At 72.6% G+C, this 26,763-nt stretch carries 22 protein-coding genes and 1 tRNA gene; 13 read left to right on the top strand and 10 right to left on the bottom strand.

Annotation, left to right across the window (positions count from 1 at the left end; all coding sequences use genetic code 11):
• The first annotated feature begins 252 nt into the window (after nucleotides 1–252).
• On the top strand, nucleotides 253–1,662 hold the full coding sequence (locus tag ME121_RS28100; protein ID WP_012318463.1) for a malonyl-CoA decarboxylase: 1,410 nt from the start codon (nucleotides 253–255) through the stop codon (nucleotides 1,660–1,662).
• 117 nt (nucleotides 1,663–1,779) lie between these two features.
• A complete protein-coding gene (locus ME121_RS28105) occupies nucleotides 1,780–3,297 on the top strand; it encodes a malonate--CoA ligase (RefSeq protein ID WP_059409989.1) in 1,518 nt (505 codons plus the stop codon).
• Nucleotides 3,298–3,476: 179 nt separating this feature from the next.
• Here ME121_RS28105 and ME121_RS28110 read toward each other — a convergent pair whose 3' ends face one another.
• From ME121_RS28110 to ME121_RS28125, 4 genes are all read right to left on the bottom strand, one after another.
• Nucleotides 3,477–4,268, bottom strand: coding sequence for a hypothetical protein (locus ME121_RS28110; RefSeq protein ID WP_012318465.1), 792 nt, complete (start codon nucleotides 4,266–4,268; stop codon nucleotides 3,477–3,479).
• A 109-nt stretch (nucleotides 4,269–4,377) separates the two neighbouring features.
• The gene (locus tag ME121_RS28115; protein ID WP_106427818.1) at nucleotides 4,378–4,749 is read right to left on the bottom strand and encodes a DUF3618 domain-containing protein; all 372 of its coding nucleotides are present in this window, start codon (nucleotides 4,747–4,749) and stop codon (nucleotides 4,378–4,380) included.
• A 5-nt stretch (nucleotides 4,750–4,754) separates the two neighbouring features.
• The gene (locus ME121_RS28120) at nucleotides 4,755–5,192 is read right to left on the bottom strand and encodes a phage holin family protein (RefSeq protein WP_179239993.1); all 438 of its coding nucleotides are present in this window, start codon (nucleotides 5,190–5,192) and stop codon (nucleotides 4,755–4,757) included.
• Nucleotides 5,193–5,196: 4 nt separating this feature from the next.
• Nucleotides 5,197–5,730: a hypothetical protein gene (locus tag ME121_RS28125; protein WP_029361208.1), complete on the bottom strand. Its 534-nt coding sequence runs from the start codon at nucleotides 5,728–5,730 to the stop codon at nucleotides 5,197–5,199.
• 428 nt (nucleotides 5,731–6,158) lie between these two features.
• Here ME121_RS28125 and ME121_RS28130 point away from each other — a divergent pair, with 428 nt between their 5' ends.
• Together ME121_RS28130 and glgX are read left to right on the top strand one after the other, a co-directional pair.
• Nucleotides 6,159–7,580, top strand: a complete 1,422-nt coding sequence (locus ME121_RS28130; RefSeq protein ID WP_024830509.1) for an alpha,alpha-trehalose-phosphate synthase (UDP-forming) — start codon at nucleotides 6,159–6,161, stop codon at nucleotides 7,578–7,580.
• Between the two features lie 54 nt (nucleotides 7,581–7,634).
• Nucleotides 7,635–9,755 carry a glycogen debranching protein GlgX gene (gene glgX / locus ME121_RS28135; protein WP_059409990.1) on the top strand — a complete coding sequence of 707 codons (2,121 nt, stop codon included), beginning with the start codon at nucleotides 7,635–7,637 and terminating at the stop codon, nucleotides 9,753–9,755.
• A gap of 36 nt (nucleotides 9,756–9,791) precedes the next feature.
• Here the strand turns inward: glgX and ME121_RS28140 are convergent, their stop codons facing one another.
• Complete coding sequence (locus tag ME121_RS28140) at nucleotides 9,792–10,736, bottom strand: ribose-phosphate pyrophosphokinase (protein ID WP_012318471.1); 945 nt, start codon at nucleotides 10,734–10,736, stop codon at nucleotides 9,792–9,794.
• 209 nt (nucleotides 10,737–10,945) lie between these two features.
• Nucleotides 10,946–11,182 (bottom strand): DUF4170 domain-containing protein, encoded by a 237-nt coding sequence (locus ME121_RS28145; RefSeq protein ID WP_012318472.1) that lies wholly within the window; start codon nucleotides 11,180–11,182, stop codon nucleotides 10,946–10,948.
• A 161-nt stretch (nucleotides 11,183–11,343) separates the two neighbouring features.
• Here ME121_RS28145 and ME121_RS28150 point away from each other — a divergent pair, with 161 nt between their 5' ends.
• Complete coding sequence (locus ME121_RS28150; protein WP_059409991.1) at nucleotides 11,344–11,736, top strand: hypothetical protein; 393 nt, start codon at nucleotides 11,344–11,346, stop codon at nucleotides 11,734–11,736.
• Between the two features lie 33 nt (nucleotides 11,737–11,769).
• On the opposite strand, the gene ME121_RS28155 is transcribed toward ME121_RS28150, so the two are convergent.
• The gene (locus ME121_RS28155) at nucleotides 11,770–12,018 is read right to left on the bottom strand and encodes a hypothetical protein (protein WP_012318474.1); all 249 of its coding nucleotides are present in this window, start codon (nucleotides 12,016–12,018) and stop codon (nucleotides 11,770–11,772) included.
• Between the two features lie 210 nt (nucleotides 12,019–12,228).
• Nucleotides 12,229–12,321 (bottom strand) — tRNA-Sec (locus ME121_RS28160).
• Between the two features lie 131 nt (nucleotides 12,322–12,452).
• Here ME121_RS28160 and ME121_RS28165 point away from each other — a divergent pair.
• The 8 genes from ME121_RS28165 to ME121_RS28200 all read left to right on the top strand — a co-directional run bounded on the left by ME121_RS28165 (nucleotide 12,453) and on the right by ME121_RS28200 (nucleotide 23,156).
• Nucleotides 12,453–14,897 carry a sensor histidine kinase NtrY-like gene (locus tag ME121_RS28165; protein WP_059409992.1) on the top strand — a complete coding sequence of 815 codons (2,445 nt, stop codon included), beginning with the start codon at nucleotides 12,453–12,455 and terminating at the stop codon, nucleotides 14,895–14,897.
• Nucleotides 14,894–16,258 carry a nitrogen assimilation response regulator NtrX gene (ntrX, locus tag ME121_RS28170; protein ID WP_012318476.1) on the top strand — a complete coding sequence of 455 codons (1,365 nt, stop codon included), beginning with the start codon at nucleotides 14,894–14,896 and terminating at the stop codon, nucleotides 16,256–16,258. Before ME121_RS28165 ends, ntrX begins: the two co-directional genes overlap by 4 nt.
• A 195-nt stretch (nucleotides 16,259–16,453) precedes the next feature.
• Nucleotides 16,454–16,705 (top strand): RNA chaperone Hfq, encoded by a 252-nt coding sequence (hfq, locus tag ME121_RS28175; protein ID WP_007563033.1) that lies wholly within the window; start codon nucleotides 16,454–16,456, stop codon nucleotides 16,703–16,705.
• Between the two features lie 340 nt (nucleotides 16,706–17,045).
• A complete protein-coding gene (hflX, locus tag ME121_RS28180) occupies nucleotides 17,046–18,458 on the top strand; it encodes a GTPase HflX (protein WP_012318477.1) in 1,413 nt (470 codons plus the stop codon).
• Complete coding sequence (locus ME121_RS28185; protein ID WP_012318478.1) at nucleotides 18,458–19,783, top strand: adenylate/guanylate cyclase domain-containing protein; 1,326 nt, start codon at nucleotides 18,458–18,460, stop codon at nucleotides 19,781–19,783. Before hflX ends, ME121_RS28185 begins: the two co-directional genes overlap by 1 nt.
• 153 nt (nucleotides 19,784–19,936) lie before the next feature.
• Entirely contained in the window at nucleotides 19,937–20,875 is a 939-nt protein-coding gene (locus ME121_RS28190) for a putative selenate ABC transporter substrate-binding protein (RefSeq protein WP_089231361.1), read from the top strand.
• A 5-nt stretch (nucleotides 20,876–20,880) separates the two neighbouring features.
• On the top strand, nucleotides 20,881–21,549 hold the full coding sequence (locus tag ME121_RS28195) for an ATP-binding cassette domain-containing protein (protein WP_012318480.1): 669 nt from the start codon (nucleotides 20,881–20,883) through the stop codon (nucleotides 21,547–21,549).
• A complete protein-coding gene (locus ME121_RS28200; RefSeq protein ID WP_245337817.1) occupies nucleotides 21,549–23,156 on the top strand; it encodes a PhnE/PtxC family ABC transporter permease in 1,608 nt (535 codons plus the stop codon). Before ME121_RS28195 ends, ME121_RS28200 begins: the two co-directional genes overlap by 1 nt.
• 58 nt (nucleotides 23,157–23,214) lie before the next feature.
• Here the strand turns inward: ME121_RS28200 and ME121_RS28205 are convergent, their stop codons facing one another.
• Nucleotides 23,215–25,458 carry a TonB-dependent siderophore receptor gene (locus ME121_RS28205; protein ID WP_024830503.1) on the bottom strand — a complete coding sequence of 748 codons (2,244 nt, stop codon included), beginning with the start codon at nucleotides 25,456–25,458 and terminating at the stop codon, nucleotides 23,215–23,217.
• 229 nt (nucleotides 25,459–25,687) lie between these two features.
• The coding region (locus tag ME121_RS28210) for an alpha/beta hydrolase (protein WP_059409994.1) at nucleotides 25,688–26,763 on the bottom strand (1,076 nt) is incomplete at its 5' end.

Consider the following 26,763-nt stretch of genomic DNA (forward strand, 5'->3'; position numbering starts at 1 on the left):
TGACGACCGACCGCCCGGCTCCGTCGTGCGCCCCCCCGTCACACGATCTTCGTGCCGCTCCCGCACCCTGGGAGCCCCGCGTCGGCGACCGGTCAAGCTCTGGTCGCGGCGGCCGCGGCGCCGTAGAATGGCGGGCGGATCGGGACGCCCGGCGGCGTCCGGATCCGCTTCCGCCCGCGCCCGATCGACGAGCCGGCGTCGCGGGGCCGGCCACGTCTCGAATCCGGGTCGACAGGGGTCAGTGCGAAGGTCATGGCGGCGATCTCCTTCTTCGGCGACCTGCTTCAGACCATCAGCGAGCGCGGCCGCGACCTGATCGGGATCGGCCGCGGCGACATGGGATCCCGGGCCAGCGCCGGCGACCTCGTGAAGCTGTGCGAGGACCTGATCTCCCGGCGCGGCGAGGCCTCCGGGGTGGCGCTGGCCCGCCTGATCCTCGACCGCTACGCGAGCTTCGGCCAGGCCGAGCGCCACGCCTTCCTGCGGGCCATCGCCCTCGACTTCGACGCGGACCACGCCGCCGTCGACGAGGCGATCGCCGCCTACCGCGCCGCCCCCTCCCGCGCCCGCCTCGGCAGCCTGCACGAGGCCGCCGAGCCGCGCAGCCAGGAGCTGATCCGCCGCCTCAACCTCGCCCGCGGCGGCACGCTCAGCCTCGTGCGGATGCGCGAGGACCTGTTCGACCTGCGCCGGGCGCTGCGCGCCGGCGACGAGGCCGACCCGGCCCTGATGGACGCCGTCGACAGCCTCGACTGCGACTTCGAGCACCTGTTCGCCTCGTGGTTCAACCGCGGCTTCCTAGTGCTGCGCCACATCGACTGGACGACGCCGGCGCACATCCTGGAGAAGATCATCCGCTACGAGGCGGTGCACGCCATCTCCGGCTGGGACGACCTGCGCGCCCGCATCGAGCCGCCGGACCGGCGCTGCTTCGCGTTCTTCCACCCGGCGCTCGCCGACGAGCCGCTGATCTTCGTGGAGGTGGCGCTCACCGACCAGATCGCCCCGGCGATCGCCCCGATCCTGTCGCAGGAGCGCAAGCCGCTGCAGCCGCACGCCGCCACCACGGCGGTGTTCTACTCGATCTCGAACTGCCAGAAGGGCCTCGCCGGCGTCACCTTCGGCAACTTCCTGATCAAGCAGGTGGTCGAGGACCTGACCCGCGAGGTCCCGACGCTCAAGACCTTCGTGACGCTCTCGCCGGTGCCGGGCTTCGCCGCGTGGCTGGCGCGGGAGCGCCGGGCCGACAGCCCGCAGGGCCTGCTGCCCGAGGATGTCGAGACCCTGCGGGCGCTGGACGACCCGGCCTGGCCGGCCGACAAGGCCCGGGCCGAGACGGTGCGCCGGGCGCTGATCCCGGCGGCGGCCGCCTATTTCCTGCGCGCCAAGAACGAGCGCGGGCGCCCCCTCGACCCGGTGGCCCGGTTCCATCTCGGCAACGGCGCGCGCCTCGACCGGATCAACTTCCTGGGCGACACGTCCAAGAAGGGGCTGGCCCAGTCCCACGGCCTGATGGTCAACTACCTGTACGACCTCGCCGCCATCGAGCGGAACCACGAGACCTACGCCAATCTCGGCACCGTGGTGGCGGCCCCGGCGGTGACCCGGGAGCTGCGCGCCAAGCTGCCGCCGCCCCGGGCCGTGGTGCTCGCCGAGGCGTAGGGACCCGGCTCTCCGGGCCGCACGGACGGCGGGCCGCCGCGGAAAGGGCTCGCCGAGTGGGCCTCCGGGCGGCTATGGGTGCGCGCGACCCACAGCCCGTGATAGCCCAGCCTCACGATGACGAACTACCTCTTCTCCCTGGTGCGGGACGGCGCCTCCGATCCCGCCAAGACCGCGCTCGAGACGCCGGACGGGCGCCGCTACGCTTACGCGGACCTGATCGCCCGCTCCGGCGCCTACGCGGCGGCCCTGCGGGCCGCGGGCGTCGCGCCCGGCGACCGGGTGGCCGTGCAGGTCGAGAAGAGCCCCGAGGTGATCTTCCTGTATCTCGGCGCGGTCCGGGCCGGCGCCGTGTTCCTGCCGCTCAACACCGCCTACACCCCGGCGGAGATCGGCTACTTCCTGAGCGACGCCGAGCCCACCGTGTTCGTCTGCGACCCAGGCCGGCGCGACGCCCTGACCGAGGCCGCCGCCGGCGTCCGGCAGATCTGGACCCTCGACGGGGCGGGCGGCGGCAGCGCCGCCGAGGCCGCCAACCGGGCCGCCGATGCGGGCGCCGCCTTCGCGGACGTGCCCCGGGGCCCGGAGGACCTCGCGGCGATCCTCTACACCTCGGGCACGACCGGGCGCTCGAAGGGCGCCATGCTGACCCACGACAACCTCGCGTCGAACGCCCGGACGCTGGTCGACTCCTGGCGCTTCACCGCCGACGACGTGCTGATCCACGCCCTGCCGGTGTTCCACACCCACGGCCTGTTCGTGGCGACCAACACGGTGCTGGCGAGCGGCGGATCCATGCTGTTCCTGCCCCGGCTCGACTCGAAGCTGATCCTGAGCCTGATGCCGCGGGCCAGCGTGCTCATGGGCGTGCCGACCTTCTACACCCGGCTCCTCAAGGAGCCGGGCCTGACGCCGGAGGCGGCCAGGGGCATGCGCCTGTTCGTGTCGGGCTCGGCGCCGCTGCTCGCCGAGACCCATCGCGAATGGCAGGCCCGCACCGGCCACGCCATCCTCGAGCGCTACGGCATGACCGAGACCAACATGAGCACCTCGAACCCCTACGCGGGGGACCGGGTCGCCGGCACGGTCGGCTTCCCCCTGCCGGGCGTGTCCCTGCGGGTGGTCGATCCCGAGACCGGCGCGGCCCTCGGGCCCGACGCGGTCGGCATGATCGAGGTGAAGGGCCCGAACGTGTTCCAGGGCTACTGGCGCATGCCCGAGAAGACCGCGGCCGAGTTCCGGGCCGACGGGTTCTTCATTACCGGCGACCTCGGCAAGGTCGACGGCCGGGGCTACGTCCACATCGTCGGGCGCGGCAAGGACCTGATCATCTCGGGGGGCTTCAACGTCTACCCGAAGGAGGTCGAGACCGAGATCGACGCGCTGCCGGGCGTGGTCGAGTCCGCCGTGATCGGCCTGGCGCACCCGGATTTCGGCGAGGCCGTCACCGCCGTGGTGGTGGGCGGCGCCGGCTGCCCCGACGAGGCCGGCGTGCAGGCCGCCCTGGAGGGCCGCCTCGCCCGGTTCAAGTGCCCCAAGCGCGTCCTGTTCGTGGACGAGCTGCCGCGCAACACCATGGGCAAGGTCCAGAAGAACCTGCTCCGCGAGGCGCACGCGGGTCTGTACCGGGACTGACGATCCGGCCGTCGGCGCCAGGGCCGACGAAGCTCGGTCCCTGGGCCCGCCGTCCCCGCGCGCCGGGGCGGGAAGCCGGCCGCCGCCGCGATCCCCGGCGCGAGGCGCCCCGGGTCACCCCGCTCCGCCCGTGCGGACGGTGCGGGAGCGACCCGCCGGCGCCTGGCCCGGGACCCGGATCAGAGATTGTGCTGCGTCCGCTCGCCCTCCGGCGGCTTGTGCCCCTCCGGATCGGCCACCTTGCGCGCGGCGGCGTTGAGGTTGTCCGGATCGAGGGCGGTCTGGACGAACTCCCGGCCGATATTGGTCACCTCGCGGGCGTAGCGCAGGCCCTGGTCACGGACCTCGTCGGCCCAGGGGCCGATGCTCCGGTCCTCCTGGCGGGTGCGCGGCAGCAGCGCGCCGAGGAGCAGGCCGGCGGCCACGCCGACCACGCCGACGAGGAGCGGGTTGTCGTCCACGAAGCGCTCGACGGCGGTGCGCCCGCGGTTGATCCCCGCGATCCCCTGGTTGGTCAGGTCGTCCAGCGCCCGCATGTTGCGGCGATGGAGGGCGCCGGCCCGCTCCCGGGCATCGTCGTAGGCCGCGGAGGCGCGGTCGCGGGCCTGGTCGGCCGCCCCGCCGAGGCGGTCGTTGATGTCGTCGGCGAGGCCCGACACGGTGCGGCGCGCCTGTCCGGCGAGCTCGGTGGCCCGGTCGCCCGCCGCCCGGATGCCGTCTTTCGCGGCCGCGGCGGCGTCGTGCCCGGCCGCGTCGTGCGAGCCCGTCGCCGCCCCGGACTGGAGCGGGTCGTGCAGGCCGCGCGGGTCCGGCCGGAGGGTGAAGTCGCCCGCGGCCGTGCCGGGCGCGCCCGGGTCGCCGAGGCCGGCCGGGTCCGGCCGCAGGCTCTTGTCGCCGCCGCCGTGCGGCATGCCCGCCTCGGCGGCGAGCTGCTCGGGGGTGCTGGAAGGAATACCCGGCTTGTCGGTCATGGCGCTGTCCTCAAATGTCGGTCTCGGCGGCCCGCCTTCGGCGCCGGTCCGCCCGGTCGTCCGCCCGGGCGCGCGAGGTGTCTCGTCCCGGATCCGGACGGGTCGGTCCTCAGATCTCGGTCGTGTCCAGCGGATCGCGGGCCGGGCGGACCGTCGGGAGGTCGGGGTCGTAGCCGCGGGCCGCGCCGGTGTTCAGGGTGGGCACGCGCTCGGCCGAGACCTCGGTGCGGCGGCGCTGGGCGTCGCGGGCCATCCGGTTGAACAGCAGGCCGACGCCCGCCGCGATCAGCAGCACCGGCACCGGGTTGCGGCGCACCGCCTCCAGGGCCGAATCGTAGGTGGTGTTCAGGGCCGGCACCCGCCGGGCATTGCCCAGCATCTCGTCCACCAGATTCGGCACCGAGAGCCGGCCCTGGATGCGGTCGATCGTGTCGTCGAGCCGGGCACGGCTCTCCTCGATCTCCTTCTCAAGGTCGTTCATCGTACTCATCCGGACACGCGCTCCGACAGGGCCTGGGCATCCTGGCGGACCTGGCGCGTCGTGCGCGTCGGGGCCAGGGTCGAGAGGGAGAGGACGCTGCGCGCCCACAGGGCCATCCCGAGGGCGAGGAGCAGCAGCACGCCGCCGACGATCAGGGCCGAGAGCCACTCGGAGCCCACGATGGTGGCGAGCCACTTCACGAAGGCGCCGATCAGGACCAGCAGGGCGACCACGGCGAACACCGCCGAGCCGACCATGCAGGCGAGGCCGACGATGAGCTGGCGGACGTTGCCGGCCATCTCGGCCCGGAACAGCGCGATCTCCTTGCGGGCGAGCTCGTTGGTCTCGCGCAGGGCCTCGCCGATCAGGCTCTGGATGCTGGAGGGGCCGGCGGAGGGGCCCGTGGACGGGCCCGCCTGGCGCGGGTCGGAGCCGTGGGTCATGGCGTCAGGCCCGGAAGCTGTCGCGGGCGTCGCCGTCCGGCGCCTCCGGCGGCAGGCTGGAGGACTTGATGAAGCGGGCGGCGATCAGCCCGGCCACGAAGGTCCCCACCGCCACGGCGACCGGCGCGCGCCGGGCGAAGGACTCGGCCTCGCTGTAGAACTCGCCGAGGCTGCGGCGCTCGATCGAGGAGCCGAGCTGCTCCAGCCCGTCGGCGGCGCTGTCGAAGAAGGCGCGGACGTTCGGCTTGTCGCCGAGGTCGCGGCCGGAATTGCGGATCGTCTGGGCGAGGTCGTGGACCGACTGCGCGGCATCGCTCTTGCGCTGCTCGACGTAGCTCTGCGCCTGCAGCCGGGCCGCGTCGAGCAGGCCGCGCCCGCGCTCGGCCGCCACGTCGGCGAGCCCCTCGACGTCGCCCTGCAGGGCCCGCCACTGCGCGCGCTCCTCCGCGGCGGTGTGCGGCGCGTCGTGCGGCCCCTCGCGGTGCGGATCCGCGATCGGGTCCACGGGGGTGCCTTGCGGTAACTCGTTGCCGGCCATCTCGAAAACACTCCTCGCGGCGCGGGGACGGGGCCGCTCGCGGCGACCGCGGGCCCCGCGATGGCTGAGTAACCGACTCGGCTGTCGCGGGTTCCGGCCTCCGTGTGTCCTTCCGGTGCGCGCGCCGGGTCCGGGGCGGCGCGCGGCACCGCTCAGTCCCCGTTCAGGCAAGGTCTGCCAGAACCGCCACGCTCGCACAACGCTTGCACAACGCTCGCACGGGGCGCCCGGTCGGGACGGAGCGGTCGCCCTGTCCCGGAACGGCAGGGCCTCGACTTGACCCGCGCCCGGCTTCACGCTTGGGTTGCCGGACGACCAACAAAGGATCGCGCAGGGACTCCGCGCGTTCTGACATAGTAGTGATGTCCCGATGCAGGCGCGGCGAGATCCTCGACCCGACCCGCGCCCCTGATCCGGAGTCGACCCGCGTGGCACGCCTTGTGATCGTATCGAACCGCGTCGCCGTCCCGGAAGAGGGCGGCAAGGCGGTGGCGGCGGGCGGCCTCGCCGTCGCGGTCAAGGAGGCCTTCACGGCCTACGAGGGTCTGTGGTTCGGCTGGAGCGGCACCATCACGGACGAGCCGTCCGAGGAGCCGACGCTGATCGACCGGGGCCGGGTCCAGTACGCCGTCGTCGACCTCTCGCCGCAGGACCACCTGGAATACTACGCCGGCTTCGCGAATCGGGCCCTGTGGCCGATCATGCACTACCGGCTCGGGCTCGGCGCCTTCTCGCGCTCGGACTACGCCGGCTACAGCCGCGTGAACCGGACCTTCGCCCGGGCGCTGGCCAAGCTGGTCGAGCCCGACGACATCATCTGGGTCCACGACTATCACCTGCTGCCGCTCGCCGCCGAGCTGCGCGGCCTCGGGCTCGACAACCCGATCGGCTACTTCCACCACATCCCCTGGCCCGCCGCCGACGTGTTCAACTCGCTGCCGGCGAGCGGCGAGCTCCTGCGCGCCATCGTCGACTATGACCTGATCGGCCTGCAGACCGAGGCGGACGTCCAGAACCTGCAGCGCAACCTCGTCGACACCCAGCGGGCGATCCCGCTCGGCGGCGGCTCGCTGATGGTCGACGGCCGCCGGACCCGGATCCGCGCCTTCCCGATCGGCATCGACGTGGCGGGCTTCAAGGAGGCCGCCGAGAAGGCCAACGCCAACAAGGTCGTGCGCGAGACCATCGCGGGCCTGCGGACCCGCAAGCTGCTGATCGGCGTCGACCGGCTCGACTATTCCAAGGGCGTGCCCGAGCGGATGGAGGCGGTGGAGAGCTTCTTCGCCTCGAACCCCGACCAGCGCGGCAACGTCACCTACATCCAGATCACGCCGAAATCCCGCAGCGAGGTGCCGGAATACGAGCAGCTCGCCCGCGAGGTGAACGAGAAGGTCGGCGAGATCAACGGCTCGCTGGGCGACCCGGCCTGGACACCGATCCAGTACATCACCAAGGCCTATCCCCGCCCGGTGCTGGCCGGCCTCTACCGGGCCGCGCGGGTCGGCCTCGTCACGCCGATGCGCGACGGCATGAACCTCGTCGCCAAGGAGTACGTCGTCGCCCAGTCCGAGGACGATCCGGGCGTGCTGGTCCTGTCGAAATTCGCCGGGGCGGCCCGGCAGCTGCCGGAGGCGCTGCTGATCAACCCCTACGACCGGTTCGAGGTCGCCGAGGCGATCCGGGCCGCGCTCTACATGCCCAAGGCCGAGCGGCTGGCGCGCTGGAAGCCGATGGTCGAGCGCATGACCCGCGAGGACGTCGACTGGTGGGCGCGCAACTTCCTGGCGGAGCTCGAGAATTTCCGCACGATCGAGCGCGAGCCGCCCACCGCCGCGGCGGCCGCCGAATAGCCGGCGCCGCCCGCTGCTTCCGCCCGCCGCCCTCCGTGTGACCGGACGCCCCGCATGATCGCCGTCGACGACGGGGTGCCGGCACCGCTCGGCGCCCATTTCGACGGGCGCGGCGTCAACTTCGCCCTGTTCTCCGAGCACGCCACCGCGGTCGACATCTGCCTGTTCGAGCCGGGGGAGCGGCACGAGACCCGCACGGTGCGGCTGCCCTGCCGGACCGACGACGTCTGGCACGGCTACCTGCGCGGCGTGCTGCCGGGCCAGCTCTACGGCTACCGGGTGCACGGCCCCTGGGACCCGGCGGCGGGCCACCGGTTCAACGCCTCGAAGCTCGTCCTCGACCCCTACGCGCGGGAGATCCGCGGCCGGATCCGCTGGCACGACGCGCTCTACGGCCATCGCCGGGGCGGGCGCGAGGACCGGATCGACCGGCGCGACAGCGCGGTCTACATGCCGAAATGCGTGGTCACCGCCCCGGAGGTGCCCGACCTCGCGCTCAATCCGGTGCGCCGGCCGCTCGCCGAGACGGTGGTGTACGAGGCGCACGTCAAGGCGCTGACCCGCACACATCCCGACATCCCCGAGGCGGAGCGCGGCACCTACGGGGCGCTCGCCCACCCGGCGATCATCGCGCATCTCGTCAAGCTCGGCGTCACCGCCCTGGAACTGCTGCCGATCCAGGCCTTCGCGGATGACCGCTTCCTAGTCGAGAAGGGGCTGGTCAATTTCTGGGGGTATCAGCCCCTGGGCTACTTCGCCCCGGACCCGCGCTACCTGGGGGAGGGCGGCCTCGGCGGCCTGAAGGCGGCGATCCGGGAGCTGAACGCCGCCGGGATCGAGACCTGGCTCGACGTGGTCTACAACCACACCGCCGAGGGCGACCACACCGGCCCGACCCTGTCGTTCCGCGGCATCGACAATGCCAGCTACTACAAGCTGGATCCCGCCGATCCGCGCCGCAATCGCGATTGCACCGGCTGCGGCAACACCTTCGACGCGAGCCACCCGCGGGTGATGCAGCTGGTGCTCGATTCCCTGCGCCACTGGGTCACCGCCTACGGCATCGCGGGCTTCCGCTTCGACCTCGCCTCGAGCCTCGGGCGCGCCCCGTTCGCCTTCACCCCGCAGGCGGCCTTCTTCCAGGCGGTGGCGCAGGATCCGGTCCTGGCCCGGGTCAAGATGGTGGCCGAGCCCTGGGACATCGGGGAGGGCGGCTACCAGCTCGGCGGCTACCCGCGCGGCTGGAGCGAGTGGAACGACAAGTTCCGCGACGCCACACGGGGCTTCTGGAAGGGCGATTCCGCCACCCTCGCCAAGGTCACGCAGGGGCTGACCGGCTCGCGCGAGGTGTTCGCCCCGTCCCGGCGCTCGCCGCTGGCCAGCGTCAACTTCATCGCCAGCCACGACGGCTACACGCTCGCCGACACGGTGGCGTACGAGGCGAAGCACAACGAGGCCAACGGCGAGGACAACCGCGACGGCCATAACCACAACGTCAGCCGCAACTACGGCGTCGAGGGCGACACCGACGACGCGGCGATCCTCGCCCTGCGCGCCCGGCAGAAGCGCAACATGCTGGCGACCGTGATGCTGGCCCAGGGCGTCCCGATGCTGCTCATGGGCGACGAGCGCTCCCGCAGCCAGGGCGGCAACAACAACGCCTACGCCCAGGACAACCCGACGAGCTGGATGGACTGGAGCGTCGATCCGGACCCCGCCCTCACGGACTTCGTCGCCAACCTGCTGGCCCTGCGCCGGGCTCAACCGGCCCTGCGGCGGCGACGCTTCTTCACGGGCGCGCTGATCGACCCCGACGAGCCGCTGCGCGACGTGCACTGGCTCTCCCCCGAGGGCATCGAGATGGAGGTCCGGCACTGGTCCGACGACGGGCTCCAGGTGTTCGGCATGCAGATCGGCAACGACGGCGATCCGGGCGACCGCCTGCTGATGCTGTTCAATGCCGGGGCGGAGGCCGTCGGCTTCCGCCTCGCCCCGGTGATCGGCGGCCCGTGGACGCCGGTCTTCGACACGGGCGAGCCCGCGGGCGCCCGCGCGCCCGGCGCGCCGGCGATCGCGGCCGGGGGCGCCGTGCCGCTGCCGGGCCGCACGGTCCTGGTGCTCACCGCGCCGGGAACGGAGTTCGGCGACCGGGGCGGCTGGGTGCAGGGCCGGTAGGGGCGGGGCGCCCCCGGGATCGGCCGGGAGGCGCCGTCAGTCGAACAGGCTGGACACGCTGGACTCGGTCGCGGTCCGGCCGATCGCCTCGCCGAGCAGCGGCGCGATCGTCGCCACCCGGATGTTGCGGGCGAGCTTGACGGCCTGCGTCGGCTGGATCGAGTCGGTGATCACCAGTTCCTTCATCCGCGAGGCGGCGATGCGGGAGACCGCGCCCCCCGACAAGACGCCGTGCGTGATGTAGGCCGAGACGTCCTTGGCGCCGGCGTTGAGCAGGGCCTCGGCGGCGTTGACCAGGGTGCCGCCCGAATCGACGATGTCGTCGACGAGGATGCAGGAGCGGCCCTCGACCTCGCCGATGATGTTCATCACCTCGGACTCGCCCGGGCGCTCGCGGCGCTTGTCGACGATGGCCAGCGGGCAGTCGATCCGCTTGGCGATGGCGCGGGCCCGGACCACGCCGCCCACGTCCGGCGACACCACCATCCGGTCGGCGCTCGGCAGCCGCTCCTTGATGTCGCGCACCATCACGGGGGCGGCGAACAGGTTGTCGGTGGGGATGTCGAAGAAGCCCTGGATCTGGCCGGCGTGGAGGTCGAGGGTCAGGACGCGGTCGGCGCCGGCCTCGGTGATGAGGTTCGCCACCAGCTTGGCCGAGATCGGGGTGCGGCCGGAGGTGCGCCGGTCCTGCCGCGCGTAGCCGAAATACGGGATCACCGCCGTGATGCGCCGGGCCGAGGACCGGCGCGCGGCGTCGATCATGATCAGCAGCTCCATCAGGTGGTCGTTCGCCGGGAACGAGGTCGACTGGACGATGAACACGTCCTCGCCGCGCACGTTCTCCTGGAGCTCGACGAAGATCTCCATGTCGGCGAAGCGCCGGACCATGCACTTGGCGAGCGGCAATTCGAGATAGGCCGCGATCGCCTCGGCCAGGGGCCGGCTGGCATTCCCGGCGATGATCTTGATCGAGGATTTCATGGGCGACCGCTCGCTGGCGGCCGGACCTCCCGCCGCTCTTGTTCAGACCGGTCTCCCGAGGAGCCGGAACGATCCGATGACGGGCGAGGCTCTTAGCAGCGGGCAGGAAGTGTCACAATGCCTTCACGGCCGCCCCGCACTCACGGCGCACGCACCGCGGGTGCCCGCGGCGGACCCGGAGCCGGGCCGGGGCCGCGCGCGCGGTCCCCTCAGGGGGCCGGCGGCTCCAGCAGCCGGTGCAGGTGCACCACGAAGTAGCGCGTCTGCGCGCTGTCGACGGTGGCCTGGGCCTTGGCCCGCCACGCGGCCTGGGCGGAGGCGTAGTCCGGGAAGATGCCGACGATGTCGAGGTTCCGGATGTCCCGGAACCGGACCCCGTCGAGATCCTGCAATTCACCGCCGAAGACCAAGTGCAGCTTCTGGTCGCTGTCGATTGCCGTCGTCATGGCCCGTCCTCCGTTCCTCGGCGGCGCTCGCAAATGGCGGGCCCGCGGTCAAGCCTGAACATCCGCAGGCGAGCCCTGAGCCCGCCGCAGGCCTGCGCGGCGGCCGGGCGCGGCGCCGCGGCGGATGCGCAACCCCGGATGCGCCGTGCTACGAGCGGCCCATGACACGCCGCCCTCTCTCCGACGCCGTCCTCGTCGCGCTGGCCCTCGGCCTCGGCGCCGCGCCGGTTCAGGCGCAGCAGGCGCCCCGCGCGCGCGCCGACAGGAGCGCCCCGGACCGACGGGCCGGGCCGCCGGTGATCGGCTGCCCGTCGCTGGCCAATTACCGCATGCTGATGCGCGACGGCGCGGCGTCCGCCGCGGCGCACCTGGCCGATCCCAAGGCGGACCATCTCGGCTGCGCGGCGCTGGCGCGCACGGAGCTCACCGGCATCGTCGACAAGGTGACGCTGGGCGGCCAGAGCTACGACTGCGCCGGCGTGCGCGGCACGACGGCCTGCCACTGGATCGCGCCCGGGACGATCCCCGAGGCCCCCGCGCCGGCCAAGCGGTGACGGAGCGGTGACGGACGGGCCCTCGGCCCGGGCTCAGCGCAGGTGGCCGCTGGCGCGCAGATCCCGCTCGACGGCGTCGTGGAGGGCCTGGAGGGGATTGTCGTTGATGGCGGCGGGCGGGTGCAAGGGCGCCATCGGGGCGGGCCGGGTGTCGAGGCCCGGCAGGATCGCGGCCTCGGTGCCCGGCCGAAGCGCGGGCCGTCGCACAGGCCGGCGCGCCGCGAGGGTCCGCAGCGCCTCGCGGGCGCCGGGCGGGAGGAACGTGACGAGTCTGTCCAGCATGGCCGGCCTCAGCGCGCACGGCCGGCCGAGGCCGGCGGGGACGGGACGATGGTGGCGGACCGGTTCTTCACGAGGGCACCCGTGCGGGATCGACCGCGGGAAACGAGCCGGCACCTCCACAGTTCCGATGCAGCAGTATTGCGAATTTTATCGCACGTGTCGCCTGGATATCGGCGAACACTGATCTGCCGATCGCGACTGCGCGAAGAGTGGCGGAAGCGGATGGGAATCGAACCCACCGTACGCTGTTGGCGTACCGCTGGTTTTGAAGACCAGGAGGGCCACCAGACCCCGTTCGCCTCCACGGCCGGGGGTACGGGCGGGGCGGGGCGGGGTCAAGGCCGGCCGCCTGCGGCGGATCGCGCCGCCGATCCGCCGCCCGGGCGCCCGGATTCGTATTAATTCCGCCACACTGTTGTGGCCTTGCACCAGTCATGCCGTTCCTGAGACGCTCACGGACAGAGGAAGGCCCCGCGCCGGTCCCCGAGAGGGGTGCCGACGGGACGGGCGAGACCGCGGACCAGCAGGACGCGGGCACGCCCGCGGGTGCCGACGCGGCCCAGCCGTCCGGCACGCCCCTGGCGGAATCGCTGCGGCCGGGCCCGCGCGGTCCCGGCTGGATCGGCGCCGCCATGGTGGTCACCGCCCTGGTCTCGGCGCTCGCGACCTTCCTGATCCTGGCCGGGGTGATCCGGGTGACGCCGACGCCGGCCTACGGCGTGACGCTGCTCGCCATCAACGCAGCCCTGGTGCTCGGCCTCGCGGTCATCATCGCCTGGGAGGCGCGGGTCTTCCTGCACGCCCGCAAGGCCAACGCCGCGGTGGCGCGGCTGCACACCCGCATCGTCGGCCTGTTCTCGCTGATCGCGATCCTGCCGACGATCCTGCTCGCCGTGGTCGCCTCGGTGACGATCGACCGGGGCCTGTCGCTCGGCTTCACCGACCGGGTCCGCGACGTGGTGCTGAAATCCGTGGAGGTGGCCGACGCCTACCAGGAGAACCAGTGCCAGAGCCTCGCCCGCGAAATCCGCATCCTCGCCGACGACCTGACCCGGGCCCGGCCGAACTTCGACGTGAACCGGGACTGGTTCCAGACCTTCCTGACCACCCGGGCGACCAATCTCGGCCTGCCGGTGGCGCAGATCATGCGCGGGCCGACCGAGGTGGTGGCCCGGGCCAAGATCGACGTCCTGAAGACGAACCGGCTGCCCTCAGCGGCGGCCTTCGAGGACGCGGCCAACTCCGCCGACCCGATCTGCCTCCTGCCCACCGAGGGCCGGGTCTTCGCCGCGCTGCTGCGCATGCCGGCCTACGACGACGCCGTGCTGATGGTGCAGCGGGAGGTGAGCCAGCTCGCCATCGAGTTCCCCGGCGTCTCCCGGGCGGCGGCGGCCGAGTACCTCACCTACGACTCGCTGCGCCGCTCGATCCAGATCACCTTCGCGTCGGTGTTCCTGCTGATCGCCCTGATCGCGCTGCTCTCGGCCGTCTGGTTCGGGATGAACTTCGCCAACCGGTTCGTGGCGCCGATCCGGCGGCTGATCAACGCCGCCGACCAGGTGGCGTCGGGCAACTTCTACGCCCAGGTGCCGACCAAGAAGACCAGCGGCGACCTCGCCCATCTCGGCGAGAGCTTCAACAAGATGACCCAGGAGCTGCGCCGCCAGCACGCCGGCCTGATCGCCGCGAGCGACCTGATCGACACCCGCCGCCGCTTCACCGAGGCCGTGCTGTCGGGGGTCTCGCCCGGGGTGATCGGCCTCGACGCGGCGGGCTTCGTCACCATCGCCAACCCGGCCGCCGAGCGGATGGTCGACCTCGCGAGCGACGCGCTCGTCGGCCAGCCGCTGGCCCGCGCGGTGCCGGAGCTCGCGCCGGTGCTGGCCGAGAGCGAGGCGCGCCCGCGCAGCCTGCAGCAGCAGCAGGTCCAGCTCACCCGGTCCCGGGGCGAGCGCACCATCACGGTGCGGGTCACGAGCGAGCAGGCGCAGGGGGCCTCCCGCGGCTCGGTGGTGACGCTCGACGACATCACCGACCTCGTCCAGGCGCAGCGCAGCTCCGCCTGGGGCGACGTGGCGCGCCGCATCGCCCACGAGATCAAGAACCCGCTGACCCCGATCCAGCTCTCCGCCGAGCGGATCCGGCGCAAGTACGGGAAGGTCATCACCGCCGACAAGGAGGTGTTCGACCAGTGCACCGCCACGATCGTCCGGCAGGTGGACGAGATCAAGCGCATGGTCGACGAGTTCTCGGCCTTCGCGCGGATGCCGAAGCCGGCCATCGCGCCGAACGACCTCACCGAGATCGCCAAGCAGAACCTGTTCATGATGCGCGTGGCGCACCCGGACATCGACTTCGCGTTCTCGGCCCAGACGGGCGCGGCGGAGGGCGGCGCCGGTGGGTCCGAAAAGATCGTGGCGGCCTTCGACATCAGGCTGCTCAGCCAGGTGATCACCAACATCCTCAAGAACGCCGTCGAGGCGGTGGCCGAGGTGCCGGAGGCCGAGCTCGGCAAGGGCAAGATCTCCTTGAGCCTCGCCGTCGAGGACGGGTTCGCGGTGATCGCCGTCACCGACAACGGCAAGGGATTTCCGGCCGAGGGGCGCCAGCGCCTGCTCGAGCCCTACATGACCACCCGCGAGGGTGGCACCGGACTGGGGCTTGCTATCGTCAGCAAGGTGCTGGAGGAGCACGGCGGCGGGATCGAGCTGAACGACAATCCCGCCGGCCGCGGCGGCCAGGTCCGGATGCGGGTCCCGCGCGAGCACGGGCCCGAACCGGCGGCGGCCCCTGAGATCGGTCCTCAGACCAGTCCCGTCACGACAGAGGAGAAGGGCGCCGCGCCGACGGCCCCCCGGATCGCGGAGATGCACGCATGAGCGCCGATATCCTGATCGTCGACGACGAGGCCGACATCCGCGACCTCGTCGCCGGGATCCTGGACGACGAGGGCCACCGCTGCCGCACGGCCGGCGGCTCGGACGAGGCGCTCGCCGCCATCGAGGCGCGCCGGCCGCACCTCGTCTTCCTCGACATCTGGCTGCAGGGCTCCCGGCTCGACGGCCTGCAGGTGCTCGACCTGATCAAGGCCGCCAACCCGGACCTGCCGGTGGTGATGATCTCGGGCCACGGCAACATCGAGACCGCGGTCTCGGCCATCAAGGCGGGCGCCTACGACTTCATCGAGAAGCCGTTCAAGGCCGACCGGCTGATCCTGGTGGCCGAGCGGGCGCTGGAGGCCTCCCGGCTCCGGCGCGAGGTCCGCGACCTGACGGCGCGCTCGGGCGCGACCAACCGCATCGTCGGCACCTCGCTCGCCATCAACCAGCTGCGCCAGACCCTCGACCGGGTGGCGCCGACCAACGCCCGGGTGATGATCACCGGGGCGCTGGGCTCCGGCAAGGAGCTCGCGGCGCGCAGCCTGCACAAGGCCTCGGCCCGCGCGAACGGCCCGTTCGTGCTCCTGAACGCCGCCGCCATCCTGCCCGAGACCATGGAGGCCGAGCTGTTCGGGGTCGAGGGCGAGAGCGGCCGGCGCGTCGGCGCCCTGGAGGAGGCCCACGGCGGCACCCTCTACCTCGACGAGGTCGCCGACATGCCGCGCGAGACCCAGAACCGGATCCTGCGCGTCCTCGTCGACCAGAACTTCCAGCGGGTCGGCGGCACGACGCGGGTGCACGTGGACGTGCGCATCATCTCCTCGTCCTCCCGGGACCTTCAGGAGGAGATCGCCGCCGGCCGCTTCCGCGAGGACCTGTTCCACCGCCTCTCGGTGGTGCCGATCCGGGTGCCGGCCCTGTCGGAGCGCCGGGAGGACGTGCCCGAGCTGATCCAGTTCTTCATGGACAACATCTCGTCCCAGACCGGCCTGCCCAAGCGCCGGATCGCCGAGGACGCGATGGCGGTGCTGCAGTCGCACAACTGGCCGGGGAACGTCCGCCAGCTCAAGAACAACGTCGAGCGGCTGATGATCCTCACGCAGGCCGACCCGGAGCAGGAGGTCACCTCCGAGATGCTGCCCTCCGAGATCGGCGCCCTGGTGCCGACGACGCCGGGGGGCGCGGGCGGCGAGAAGCTGATGAGCCTCGCGCTGCGCGAGGCCCGCGAGATCTTCGAGCGCGAGTACCTCGTGGCGCAGATCGCCCGGTTCTCGGGCAACATCTCGCGCACCGCCGAGTTCATCGGCATGGAGCGCTCGGCCCTGCACCGCAAGTTGAAGTCCCTCGGCATCGGCCCGTGAGGCCGCGGCGCCGGGGCGCGCGTTGAGGGCGGGGCCGATCCGTCACGGATCGGCTGGAACGGGGGTTGCTTGCGCCCACGCTTTCACGTCGTCATGGTGCTTGTATACACGACGCCGGACCGGATGATCGGACGATCCGGCCCGCGGCATACCCATCCGGGCCGAGTGAGCCGGGACAACAAGAAGGCCAAGAAGATGGCGGGCGAACGCGCACAGAACCTTCAGGACACCTTTCTCAACCATGTCCGCAAGAACAAGATCCCGCTGACGATCTTCCTCGTCAACGGCGTCAAGCTCCAGGGCGTGGTGACGTGGTTCGACAATTTCTGCGTGCTGCTGCGCCGGGATGGCCATTCCCAGCTGGTCTACAAGCACGCGATCTCCACGATCATGCCGGGCCACCCGGTGCAGCTGTTCGAGCCGGACGAGACCGCCGAGAAGGCGTGAGGGCCGGCGGCAGGACGAGGGCGGGGCCGCTGCGTCGGATGACCGTCGCCCGGGCGTAGACTCGCGCGTCCGGCCCGGGCCTCTCGCGCCGTCATTCCGGGGCGCCGCAGGCGAGCCCGGGATCCGCGAACGCGACGGGTTCCCGGAGCCGGCACGGCGGCGGGTCCGGATCCCGGGCCCCGCCGCGCGGCCCTCGGGAAGACGGCGCGGCTGCGGCGCGGCTGCGGATATCCGCCGCGTTTCCGGCTCCGAGCCTTGGCCCGGCGCGCCCGCATCCCCATTCTGTCGAGTCCGAGTTCTCGAACGAAGCCGCCGGCGTCCCGGCGGTGCCAAAGGCCGTATGACCGAAACGCTGACGTCCGGCGAAGCCCGCCTCCAGGCGCAGGCCGCCCCCGAGGGCGAGATCGCCGCGGCGACCCACACCCTGGTGATCGGCCCCTACCTCGCGCGCGGCGCGGCGGGGGCCGGCCCCGGACCGGCCGCGCCGTCGCGCTCCGTGGAGGCCCGCCTCGACGAGGCGACCGGGCTGGCCGCCGCGATCGAGCTCGACGTGGTCGAGAGCCTCGCGATCAGCCTGCCGCGGATCCGGCCCTCCACCTATCTCGGCAAGGGCCGGGTCGAGGAGATCGCCGGCCTGATCCGCGCCCGCGAGATCGGCCTCGTCGTGATGGACTGCGCCCTGTCGCCGGTGCAGCAGCGCAACCTCGAGAAGGCCTGGGGCGCCAAGGTCATCGACCGCACCGGCCTGATCCTGGAGATCTTCGGGCGCCGCGCCTCGACCCGGGAGGGCACGCTGCAGGTCGAGCACGCCCACCTCGCCTACCAGAAGTCCCGGCTCGTGCGCTCCTGGACCCACCTGGAGCGCCAGCGCGGCGGCTTCGGCTTCCTGGGCGGCCCCGGCGAGACCCAGATCGAGGCCGACCGGCGCATGATCCAGGAGCGCATGACCCGGATCGAGCGCGACCTCGACGCGGTGGTGCGCACCCGCGGCCTGCACCGGCAGAGCCGGGCGCGGGTGCCGTACCCGATCGTGGCGCTGGTGGGCTACACGAACGCCGGCAAGTCGAGCCTGTTCAACGCCCTGACCCGGGCCGAGGTCACCGCCAAGGACATGCTGTTCGCCACCCTCGATCCGACCGCCCGGGCGACCAAGCTGCCCCACGGCGAGACCGTGATCCTGTCCGACACGGTGGGCTTCATCTCCGACCTGCCGACGCCGCTGATCGCGGCCTTCCGGGCGACGCTCGAGGACGCCATCGAGGCCGACGTGCTGCTGCACGTGCGCGACGTCTCCCACGTCGATTCCGAGGCCCAGGCCGAGGATGTCGGGGCGGTGCTGCGCGAACTCGGCATCGAGACCAGCGCCGACCGGATCATCGAGGTCTGGAACAAGGCCGACCTCCTCGACGACGACGAGCGCACCCGCCTCCTGAACCTCAGCGGCCAGGCCAGGGCCCGCAACGACCGGGACAGCGCCGCGCCGGTCCTGGTCTCGGCCCTGACCGGGGAGGGGCTCGCCGCCCTCACCAGCCGGATCGAGGCGCGGGTCGGGCGCAACCGCGCGAGCTTCGCGGTGGCGCTGCCGCCGGAGGACGGGGCGGCGCTGAACTGGCTCTACGAGAACGCCGAGATCCTCGACCGCCGCTCGGAGGCCGACGGCACCCTGCACCTCGCGATCCGGATCGCCCCCGAGAAGGAGCCGCGCTTCCTCAACCGCTTCGCGGCGGCCCGGCGCCTCGGCCGGGGCGGCTGATGGCCTCGGGCAGCGCCGGCAACCCGACGCTCTCCGCGCTGGGGCCCGCGCGGGCTCCGGCCGAGCGCCGGGCGGATCCCGGATCGGACGACGAGGCGGTGCTGCGGGCCATGCAGGCCGGCGGCGGCCTGCGCCTGCTCGGCCTGCGGGTGGTGATCGTGCTGGTGCTGCTGATGGCGGCCCAGGCCTATGACGGCTCGCTGCACGCCCTGAGCCACTGGCTCATCCTCGGCCTGTACGGGCTCGGCACGGTCTGGTTCGGGCTGCGGGAGCGGGGCGGCGGCCCCGCGGCCAACGCCTACAGCTGGGCCGGCACCGGGCTCAATGCCGGGCTCGCCGTCTACGTGATCATCGAGCACATGCTGGCCGGCGGCGGGGCGGGGCTCGGCGCCGACGCGGTGAGCCGCCTGCCCGCCTTCCTGCTCCTGCTCCAGACCGGCCTGAGCATGCGGGTGGCGCAGACCCTGCTGTTCTGCGGGCTCGTCACCGTCTGCTGGAGCGCGGCCTTCCTGGTCGGCCTGGTCCATCCGGACCTGTTCCCGAACGCCGACACCTTCCCGACCGCGCAGGTCACCGGGCTCGCCACCTTCATGGTGGCGGGCCTCCTGGTGGTCGACGGCATGATCCGCCTGCGCGCCGCGGTGGCGCGGGCCCTGCGCATGGAGCACGAGCGCTCCCAGCTCGCCCGCTTCGTGCCCGACACGGTCGCCCTCGACCTCGCCGCCGAGGACGGCGATTCCGGCCTCGGCATCCACCGGCGCCACGCCTGCCTGATGATCCTCGACATCCGCGGCTTCTCGCGGCTCTCCCGGGAGCACCCGCCCGAGGCCATGGTGACGGCCCTGCTGGCGGTCCGGGCGGCCGCCCAGGCGGCGGTGGCGGAGCAGGGCGGCCTCGTCGACAAGTACATCGGCGACGCGGTGCTGGTGCAGTTCGTCGTCGGACACCCCGACGCCCAGGCGCGCGCGGCGCTCGCCTGCGCCCTGTCGATCCACGACCGGATCGCCGCGCTCAACGCGGCCCGCACCCGGGAGGGGCTGTTCCCCCTGCGGGTGGTCGTCGCCCTGCACGCGGGCGACCTCCTGGTCGGGGTCTTCGACGACGGGGTGCGGGCCGAGTACACGGTGCTGGGCCCGGCGATGAACGCCCTGGCGCGGATCGAGACCCGGGCCAAGGCGGCCGAGATCGAGCTCGCCGCCTCGGGGGATTTCCTGGATCTGCTCGGCGGCGTCCTCCCGGCCGGGATCCGGGCCGTCCCGGTGCCGGACGCCGCCCTGCCGGAGCACCTCACGCTGTCGGCGATCGCGGTGGCGCCGGGTCCCTGAGGCGAGCCGGCCCGCGCGGAGCGCAGGCCTAGCTGCGGTGTCCGCTGCCGCGGGCGGGCTCGCAGCGCCGTGAGGCTGGCGGCCGCGGCAACTTCTGCTACGCCCGCCGGGATGTGAGCCCACCGTGCGTGGGCGCGGTGTAACGAGGAAGCGATGCTGGGATCGAGGCCGGGATCGAGGTCGGGATCGAGGGTGAGATCAGGACGGTTGGGACGGCTCGTCCTGGGGGCATTGGCGGTCCTGGCCGCGCCGGCACAGGCGCAGGCGCAGGAGAAGCCGGCCGCGAAGGCGCTCCCGCCCCTCGTCTTCACCGGCATTCCCGACCAGGACGAGAGCCGGCTGGTCGAGCGCTTCGGCAAGGTCGCCGCCTATCTCGAGGCCAGGCTCGGCGTGCCGGTGCGCTACATCCCGGTGAAGAGCTACCCGGCAGCGGTCACCGCCTTCACCAACGGGCAGGTGCAGCTCGCGTGGTTCGGCGGCTTCACCGGCGTCCAGGCGCGCAGGGCCGTGCCGGGCTCGCAGGCGATCGCGCAGGGCGCCGAGGACGCGGCGTTCAAGACCTACATCATCGCCAACGCCGCCGCCGGGCTGAAGCCGGAGAAGGATTTCCCGAAGGACATCCGGGACAAGACCTTCACGTTCGGCGCCCGCGCCTCGACCTCCGGGCGGCTGATGCCCGAGTACTTCATCCGGCAGGCCTTCCCGGGGAAGACCCCCGAGCAGGTCTTCGCCCGGGTGGGCTTCTCGGGCGACCACACCCGCACGATCCAGCTGGTCCAGTCCGGCGCCTTCGCGGTCGGCGCCGTCGACTACTCGGTCTGGGACCTCGACACGAAGGCCGGCAAGGTCGACCGACAGGCGGTCTCGGTGATCTGGGAGAGCCCGACCTTCCCCGACTACCAGTGGACCGTCCGGGGCGACGTGGAGCAGACCTACGGCGCGGGCTTCACCGACAGGCTGCGCGCCGCGCTGACCGGCATCACGGATCCGGCGATCCTGGAGCCGTTCGGGCGCTCGCGATTCATCCCCGTGACCGACGCGGCCTACGAGCCCCTCGTCGCGGTCGGACGCTCCACCGGACTCCTGGACTGACACGGGTGTCGCGCGGCGCGGCCATCGTCCTCGCGAACGCCTCCGCGGCCTATGACGGGCGCCCGGTCCTGTCGGGCCTCGACCTGACCGTGCGGGCGGGCGAGCGGGTCGCGCTCATGGGGCGCTCGGGCGCCGGCAAGTCGACCCTGATCGGCCTGATCCACGGGCAGGCGCCCGATCGGGTGGCGCTGGTGCCCCAGGCCGCCGCCCTGGTGCGGCCGCTCTCGGTGTTCCACAACGTCTACATGGGCCGCCTCGACCGGCGCTCGACCCTGCACAACCTGCGCACTCTGGTCCGGCCGGCGCGGGCCGACGTCGCCGCCGTGGAGGCGGTCCTCGACCGGGTCGGGCTCGCGGACCGGCTCTGGGCCCGGGCCGGGGCACTCTCCGGCGGCCAGCAGCAGCGCGTCTCGGTGGCCCGCGCCCTCTACAACGGCCGGCCGATCCTGGTCGGGGACGAGCCGGTCTCGGCTCTGGACCGCCGGCAGGGCGGCCGGATCCTCGCCGAGCTGGCCCGCGGCCACGAGACCCTGATCCTGGCGCTCCACGACGTGGCCCTGGCGCTCGCCCACACCGACCGGATCGTGGTGCTGGAGGCCGGCCGGATCGTCCTCGACGCGCCCTCGGCCGGCCTCGACCCGGCGCGGCTCAGCCCGTTCTACGGGGCCGCCTGATGCGCGCAGTCGCGCGCAAGGCCGCGCGCAAGGCCGCGCGCAAGGCCGCGCGCAAGCCCGCGTTCAAGGCCGCGCGCCTGCCGCGGCCGGGCTACGGGGCGGTGAGCCGCTGGTTCCTGGCCGCGGCGCTCGCAGGCCTGCTGGTGGCCGACCTGCAGGTCACGACGCTCCACCCCTTCGCCGACCTCGCCCGGCTCCTCGGCGGCCTGATCCGGCCCGACTTCCCCGCCGTGGAGGGCTGGAGCGTCGTCTACACCGTGGCTTTCGCGATGCTGGGCGTCGGGCTCGGGGCCGGAGCGGGGCTGCTGCTCGCCGTCCCCTTCGGCCGCTCGCGCGCCGTCCGGCTCGCCTGCGCGGGCCTGCGCGCCGTCCACGAGCTGTTCTGGGCGCTGCTGCTGATGCAGGTCTTCGGCCTGTCGGCGACCACCGGCGTACTCGCCATCGCGCTGCCCTACGCGGGCATCTGCGCCAAGGTCTACGCCGAGCTGATCGAGGAGGCCGACCTCGCGGCGCTCCGGGTCCTGCCCGCGGGCACCGGCGCGGTCTCGGCCTTCCTGTACGCGCGCCTGCCCGAGGTGGCCGGGCGGATGCGCGACTACACCCTCTATCGCCTGGAATGCGGCCTGCGCTCCAGCCTCGTGCTCGGCTTCATCGGGCTGCCGACCATGGGCTTCGCCTTCGAATCCGCCTTCCGCCAGGGCCGCTACGCCGAGGCGGGGGCGCTGCTCCTGATCTTCTACGCGCTGATCGGCACGCGGCGGCTCTGGGTGCGCGCCCGGACCCTGCCCGTCCTGCTCGTCGGGTCCGCGCTGGCGCTGCCGGCGACGGTCGGCAGCGCAGCGGTTGGCCCGAGCCTCGCCCGCTTCCTCGGCCACGACGTCGTACCGGCCCCGCTCCGGGGCGCGTCGCTCGCCGAGCCCGAGACCTGGGCGCGGCTCTGGTCGTGGCTGCGCCCGATCCTGACCGAGCAGGTCCTGCCCGGCACCGCCCAGACCCTGGTCCTGGCGCAGGTCGCCCTGGCCGCCACCGCCCTCGGAGCCCTAGTCCTGTTCCCGCTGACCGCGCGGCGCTTCGCAGGCCCGGTCGGGCAGCCGCTGGGGCGGGCGCTCCTCGTGGTGGTGCGCTCCACGCCGGACTACATGCTGGCCTATGTGGGCCTGCAGCTGCTCGGCCCCTCGATGCTGCCGGCGATCCTGGCGCTGGCGCTGCACAATGCCGGCATCGTCGCCTACCTGATGGGCCGGCACGCCGACGCGATCCCCTACCGGGCGGACGCGCCGCGGGGCCTCGACCTCTACGCCTACGAGACCGTGCCGCGGCTCTACGGGCAGTTCCTGGCCTACCTGCTCTACCGCTGGGAGCTGATCCTGCGGGAGAGCGCGATCTTCGGGATCCTGGGAGTCACGACGCTCGGCTTCTACGTGGACGCCGCGATCTCGGAGCTGCGCCTCGACGTGGCCGCGGTGCTGATCGCCGCCACCGCCCTGATGACGGTGGCGGTCGACGCGTTCTCGCGGGCGCTGCGCCGGTCCCTGCGGATCGACGCCCTGCCGACCCGGCTCTCCGGGCCGCAGCCGATCACCGGGGCGGAGGCGGCGAACGGCTGATCCGGGCGCAGCGGATCACGACGACCGGGCGGTCACGACGGGGACCGCCCGAGCCGCCTCACCACTTGTAGCTGACCTTCGCCAGCACCCGCCGGGCGTCGCCGTAGAAGCACGACACGTTCGACTGGCAGGAGGCGACGTAGCGCCGGTCGGCGAGGTTCGAGGCGTTCACCTGGAAGCGCCAGTTCTCGTAATCGTAGTGCACCTGCGCGTCGAACAGCACGTAGTCGGGCACCCGCAGGGTGTTGCCGACATCCGCGAACGAGCTGCCGACGTAGCGCACGCCGCCGCCGAAGCCGAAGCCGCGCCACGGCCCGAGCGGGATGGTGTAGTCGGCGAACAGCGAGGCCAGGGTCTGCGGGATGTTGACCGGCGTCTTGCCGACCCGCACCGGATCGGCGTCCCGGATGGTGGTGAAGTCGAACTTGGTGAAGGACGCCACGAGGTTGAGGCCGTCGGCGATGTTGGCGACGAGCTGCGCCTCGAAGCCGGTGGAGCGCACCGCGCCGACCTGGGTCTGGAAGATCGTGTTCACCGGGTTGGGGGTGAGCACGTTGTTGCGGTGGATGTCGAAGCCCGCCAGCGTCAGGAAGTAGCCCTGGCCCGGCGGCTCGAACTTGACGCCGCCCTCGACCTGATCGCCGGTATCGGGCCTGAAGGTGCGGTTGTTGATGTCCACGCCGATCTGGGGCTGGAACGAGGTCGCGTACATGATGTAGGGCGCGAGGCCGAAGTCGAAGTTGTAGATCGCCGCCGCCCGGTAGGTGAAGGCGCTGTCGTTGCGGCCGTTGGTGTTGGCGGGGGTCAGGCGGTCGTAGACGGTGTTCTGGACGAAGTCCTGGCGGCCGCCGAGGATCAGGGTCAGCTCCGGGGTGAGCTTGATCTGGTCCTGGAAGTACAGGCCGACCTGCTGGAACGAGTTGGCGTTGATCAGGTAGGGCGAGGCCGAGACCGTCTGCGGACCGTAGATCGGCGCGAGGATGTTCAGGTCGGGCCCGGGGAAGCCCGAGGCCTGGTTGTCGTGGATCTGGAAGTTCCGGTACTCGACGCCCATCAGGAAGTCGTGGCGGAAGAAGCCGTCGGAGAACTTGGCCTCGGCCTGGGTGTCGACGTCGAGCTGCGCGATCTTGGCGGAATCCCGGAACAGGTAGCGGCCGAGCTGGGTCTGGAGCGGGTCGGTGTAGCCGAGCTGGCCGATGTAGGAATTCTGGAAGCTCTGCGTGTAGCCGTAGCGGGCGTTCTGGCGCACCGCCCAGGTGTCGTCGAAGACGTGCTCGAACTCGTAGCCGATGAAGGCCTGGTCGCGCCGGAAGGTGTTGAAGCCGGCATCGCCCACGTTGAGCGAGCGCGGGATGCGCAGGCCGAGCACGGTCGGCCGGGCGGTGCCGTAGTAGGGCAGGAAGTTCGCCGTCACCGCCGTGTTGTCGTGCTGGAAGCTCGACAGGACCGTGAACTTGGTCGACCCGTCCGGCTTATAGGTGAAGGCCGGGGCGATGTAGTAGCTGTCGTCCGGCGCCCCCTGGACCTGGGTGCCGCCGTTGCGGGCGTAGCCGGTGAGCCGGGTGAACCAGTGCCCCTCGGCGTCGGCCGGGCCGCCGACGTCGAAGGCGGCGTAGCGCTGGTCGAAGGAGCCGCCGCCGACCTCGACGAGCCCGAACGGGGTCTCGGTCGGGCGCTTGCTGATCTGGTTGATCAGGCCGCCGGGATTGCCGGCGCCGAACAGCACCGCGGAGGGGCCGCGCAGCACCTCGATCCGCTCCAGCCCGAACGTGTTCACCCGGCTGTAGGCGAAGCCGTAGTTCAGGAGCTGCAGGCCGTTGAGGTAGAGGCCGTAATCGCTGACCACGAAGCCGCGCAGCTGGAAGAAGTCGAGGCGCGTGTCGGCGCCGAAGGTGCCCGCGTAGGTGCCGGCGACGTACTGGGTCGCCTGGGTGAGGGTCTGGGCGTTCTGGGTGTCGAGCTGCTGCCGGCCCACGACGGTGATCGATTGCGGGGTCTCGATCAGCGGCGTGTTGGTCTTGGTCGCGGTCGCCGAGCGCCGGGCCACGTAGCCGTCGATCGGGCCGGTCGGGCTCTCCGCGGCCCGCACGGGCGCGCCGGCGGGGACCCCGGAGGCCGGGCCGCCGCCCTGGCCGGTGACGCTCAGCTCCCCGAGCTGCACGCTGCCGCCGGCCGGCGGGTTGGCGCCGCCGCGGCGCGGCGCCGCGTCCTGGGCGAGGCTCGGCGCGGCCTGCGCCAGCACGGCGAGCGAGGCGCCGGCGAGCAGGGCGCGCAGGGTGGGGCGGGGGTGGACGGCTCTCATGGTCCCTTGCCGGATGCGACGCTGCGGGCAGCCGGCCGCGCGCGCCGGATTCGCCCCCGACGTCTCAGCCGCGCTGTTTAGAATTGTGATAAACTACTGTAATACTTGATCTTTCTATACACCGGACTACGGACAGCCGCGCGCGGCCGCAAGCGGCCTTCGCGCGGAAGGCGACGGCTGTTGCCGTAGCGACACGTATCGGTGGCGCGGCGGAGGCGGCCCCGCGGGGCTACTTCACGCGGCCCGCGAGCCAGCCGGCCAGGACGTCCGCGACGGCGTCGCTGTTCGTCTCCAGCATCATCATGTGGCCGTTGCCGTGGAGGCCCTGGTCGGCCAGCCGGACCACGTCCGGCCTGGCGCCGGCCTGGGTCAGGAACGCGACGGTGCAGTCGTCGTAGGTGGCGTGGAAGGAGGCCTCCGCGGTCACCACCACGGCCGGCACCTTGGCGAGGTTCGGCAGGGTCCGGACCGGCTCGCCCTGCAGCCAGCAGCGGATCCGCCCGTCCGCCGCCCTGTCGGGCCTGGACTCGGATCCCTTGGCCTGCTGCGCCACCGTCAGGTCCTCGGGCGCCTTGACCGGCGGGTCGAAGGTCAGCGGCATGCGGGTCAGCCCGTAGGCGCGGGCGCGCCCGTCGCCGGTCTTCTCCCAGAACTCCTTGCCGCCGCGGAACTGCACGTCGAAGAAGGGCGGGCCGTTCGGCTCGACGGCGACGTGCGCCTTCACGAGGTCCGGCCGCGCGTCCGAGGCCGCCCAGCCGAACAGGGCCGCCTGGCCGTGGGTGACCAGGATCGCCGGCCCGATCCTGTCGAGGAGCGCCACCAGCGCGGGGTCGACCCATTCCTCGGTCTGCTGGCTGTTGGCGAGGAACGGGACCTGGCTCGCGAAGAACTGGTCGAAGGCGGCGTTGCCCTGCACGCCGGGCCCCTCCGGCCAGCGGGTGTGGAGCTTGGCCTGCGGGTAGAGGTCGTAGACCTCCGGGGCCGTGTGGGTGCGCTCCAGGCTGCGGGTCCCGAGCCGGTCGTAGGGGCCGTAGACCTCCGGGTTGGTGCCCGAGCGCCCGCGCCCGACCTGATCGACCACGTAGACCTGGTAGCCCTTCTCGACGAAGCGCTGCACCCAGCCGGGGCGGCCGTCCGCGGTGGCGAGGTAGTTCACGCCGGTCTGGGCGAGGCCGTGCACCATCACCACCGGGTAGGGCTGCGTGATCCGGGCCGGGGTGCGCGACTGCACGAACATCTGGCCGACCATCACGGTCTTGTCGCCGAGCTTCTGGTAGCGGCCGCCGATGTAGAAGTAGCCGGCGC

Source organism: Methylobacterium sp. ME121 (assembly GCF_000974725.1).
Classification (GTDB): domain Bacteria; phylum Pseudomonadota; class Alphaproteobacteria; order Rhizobiales; family Beijerinckiaceae; genus Methylobacterium; species Methylobacterium radiotolerans.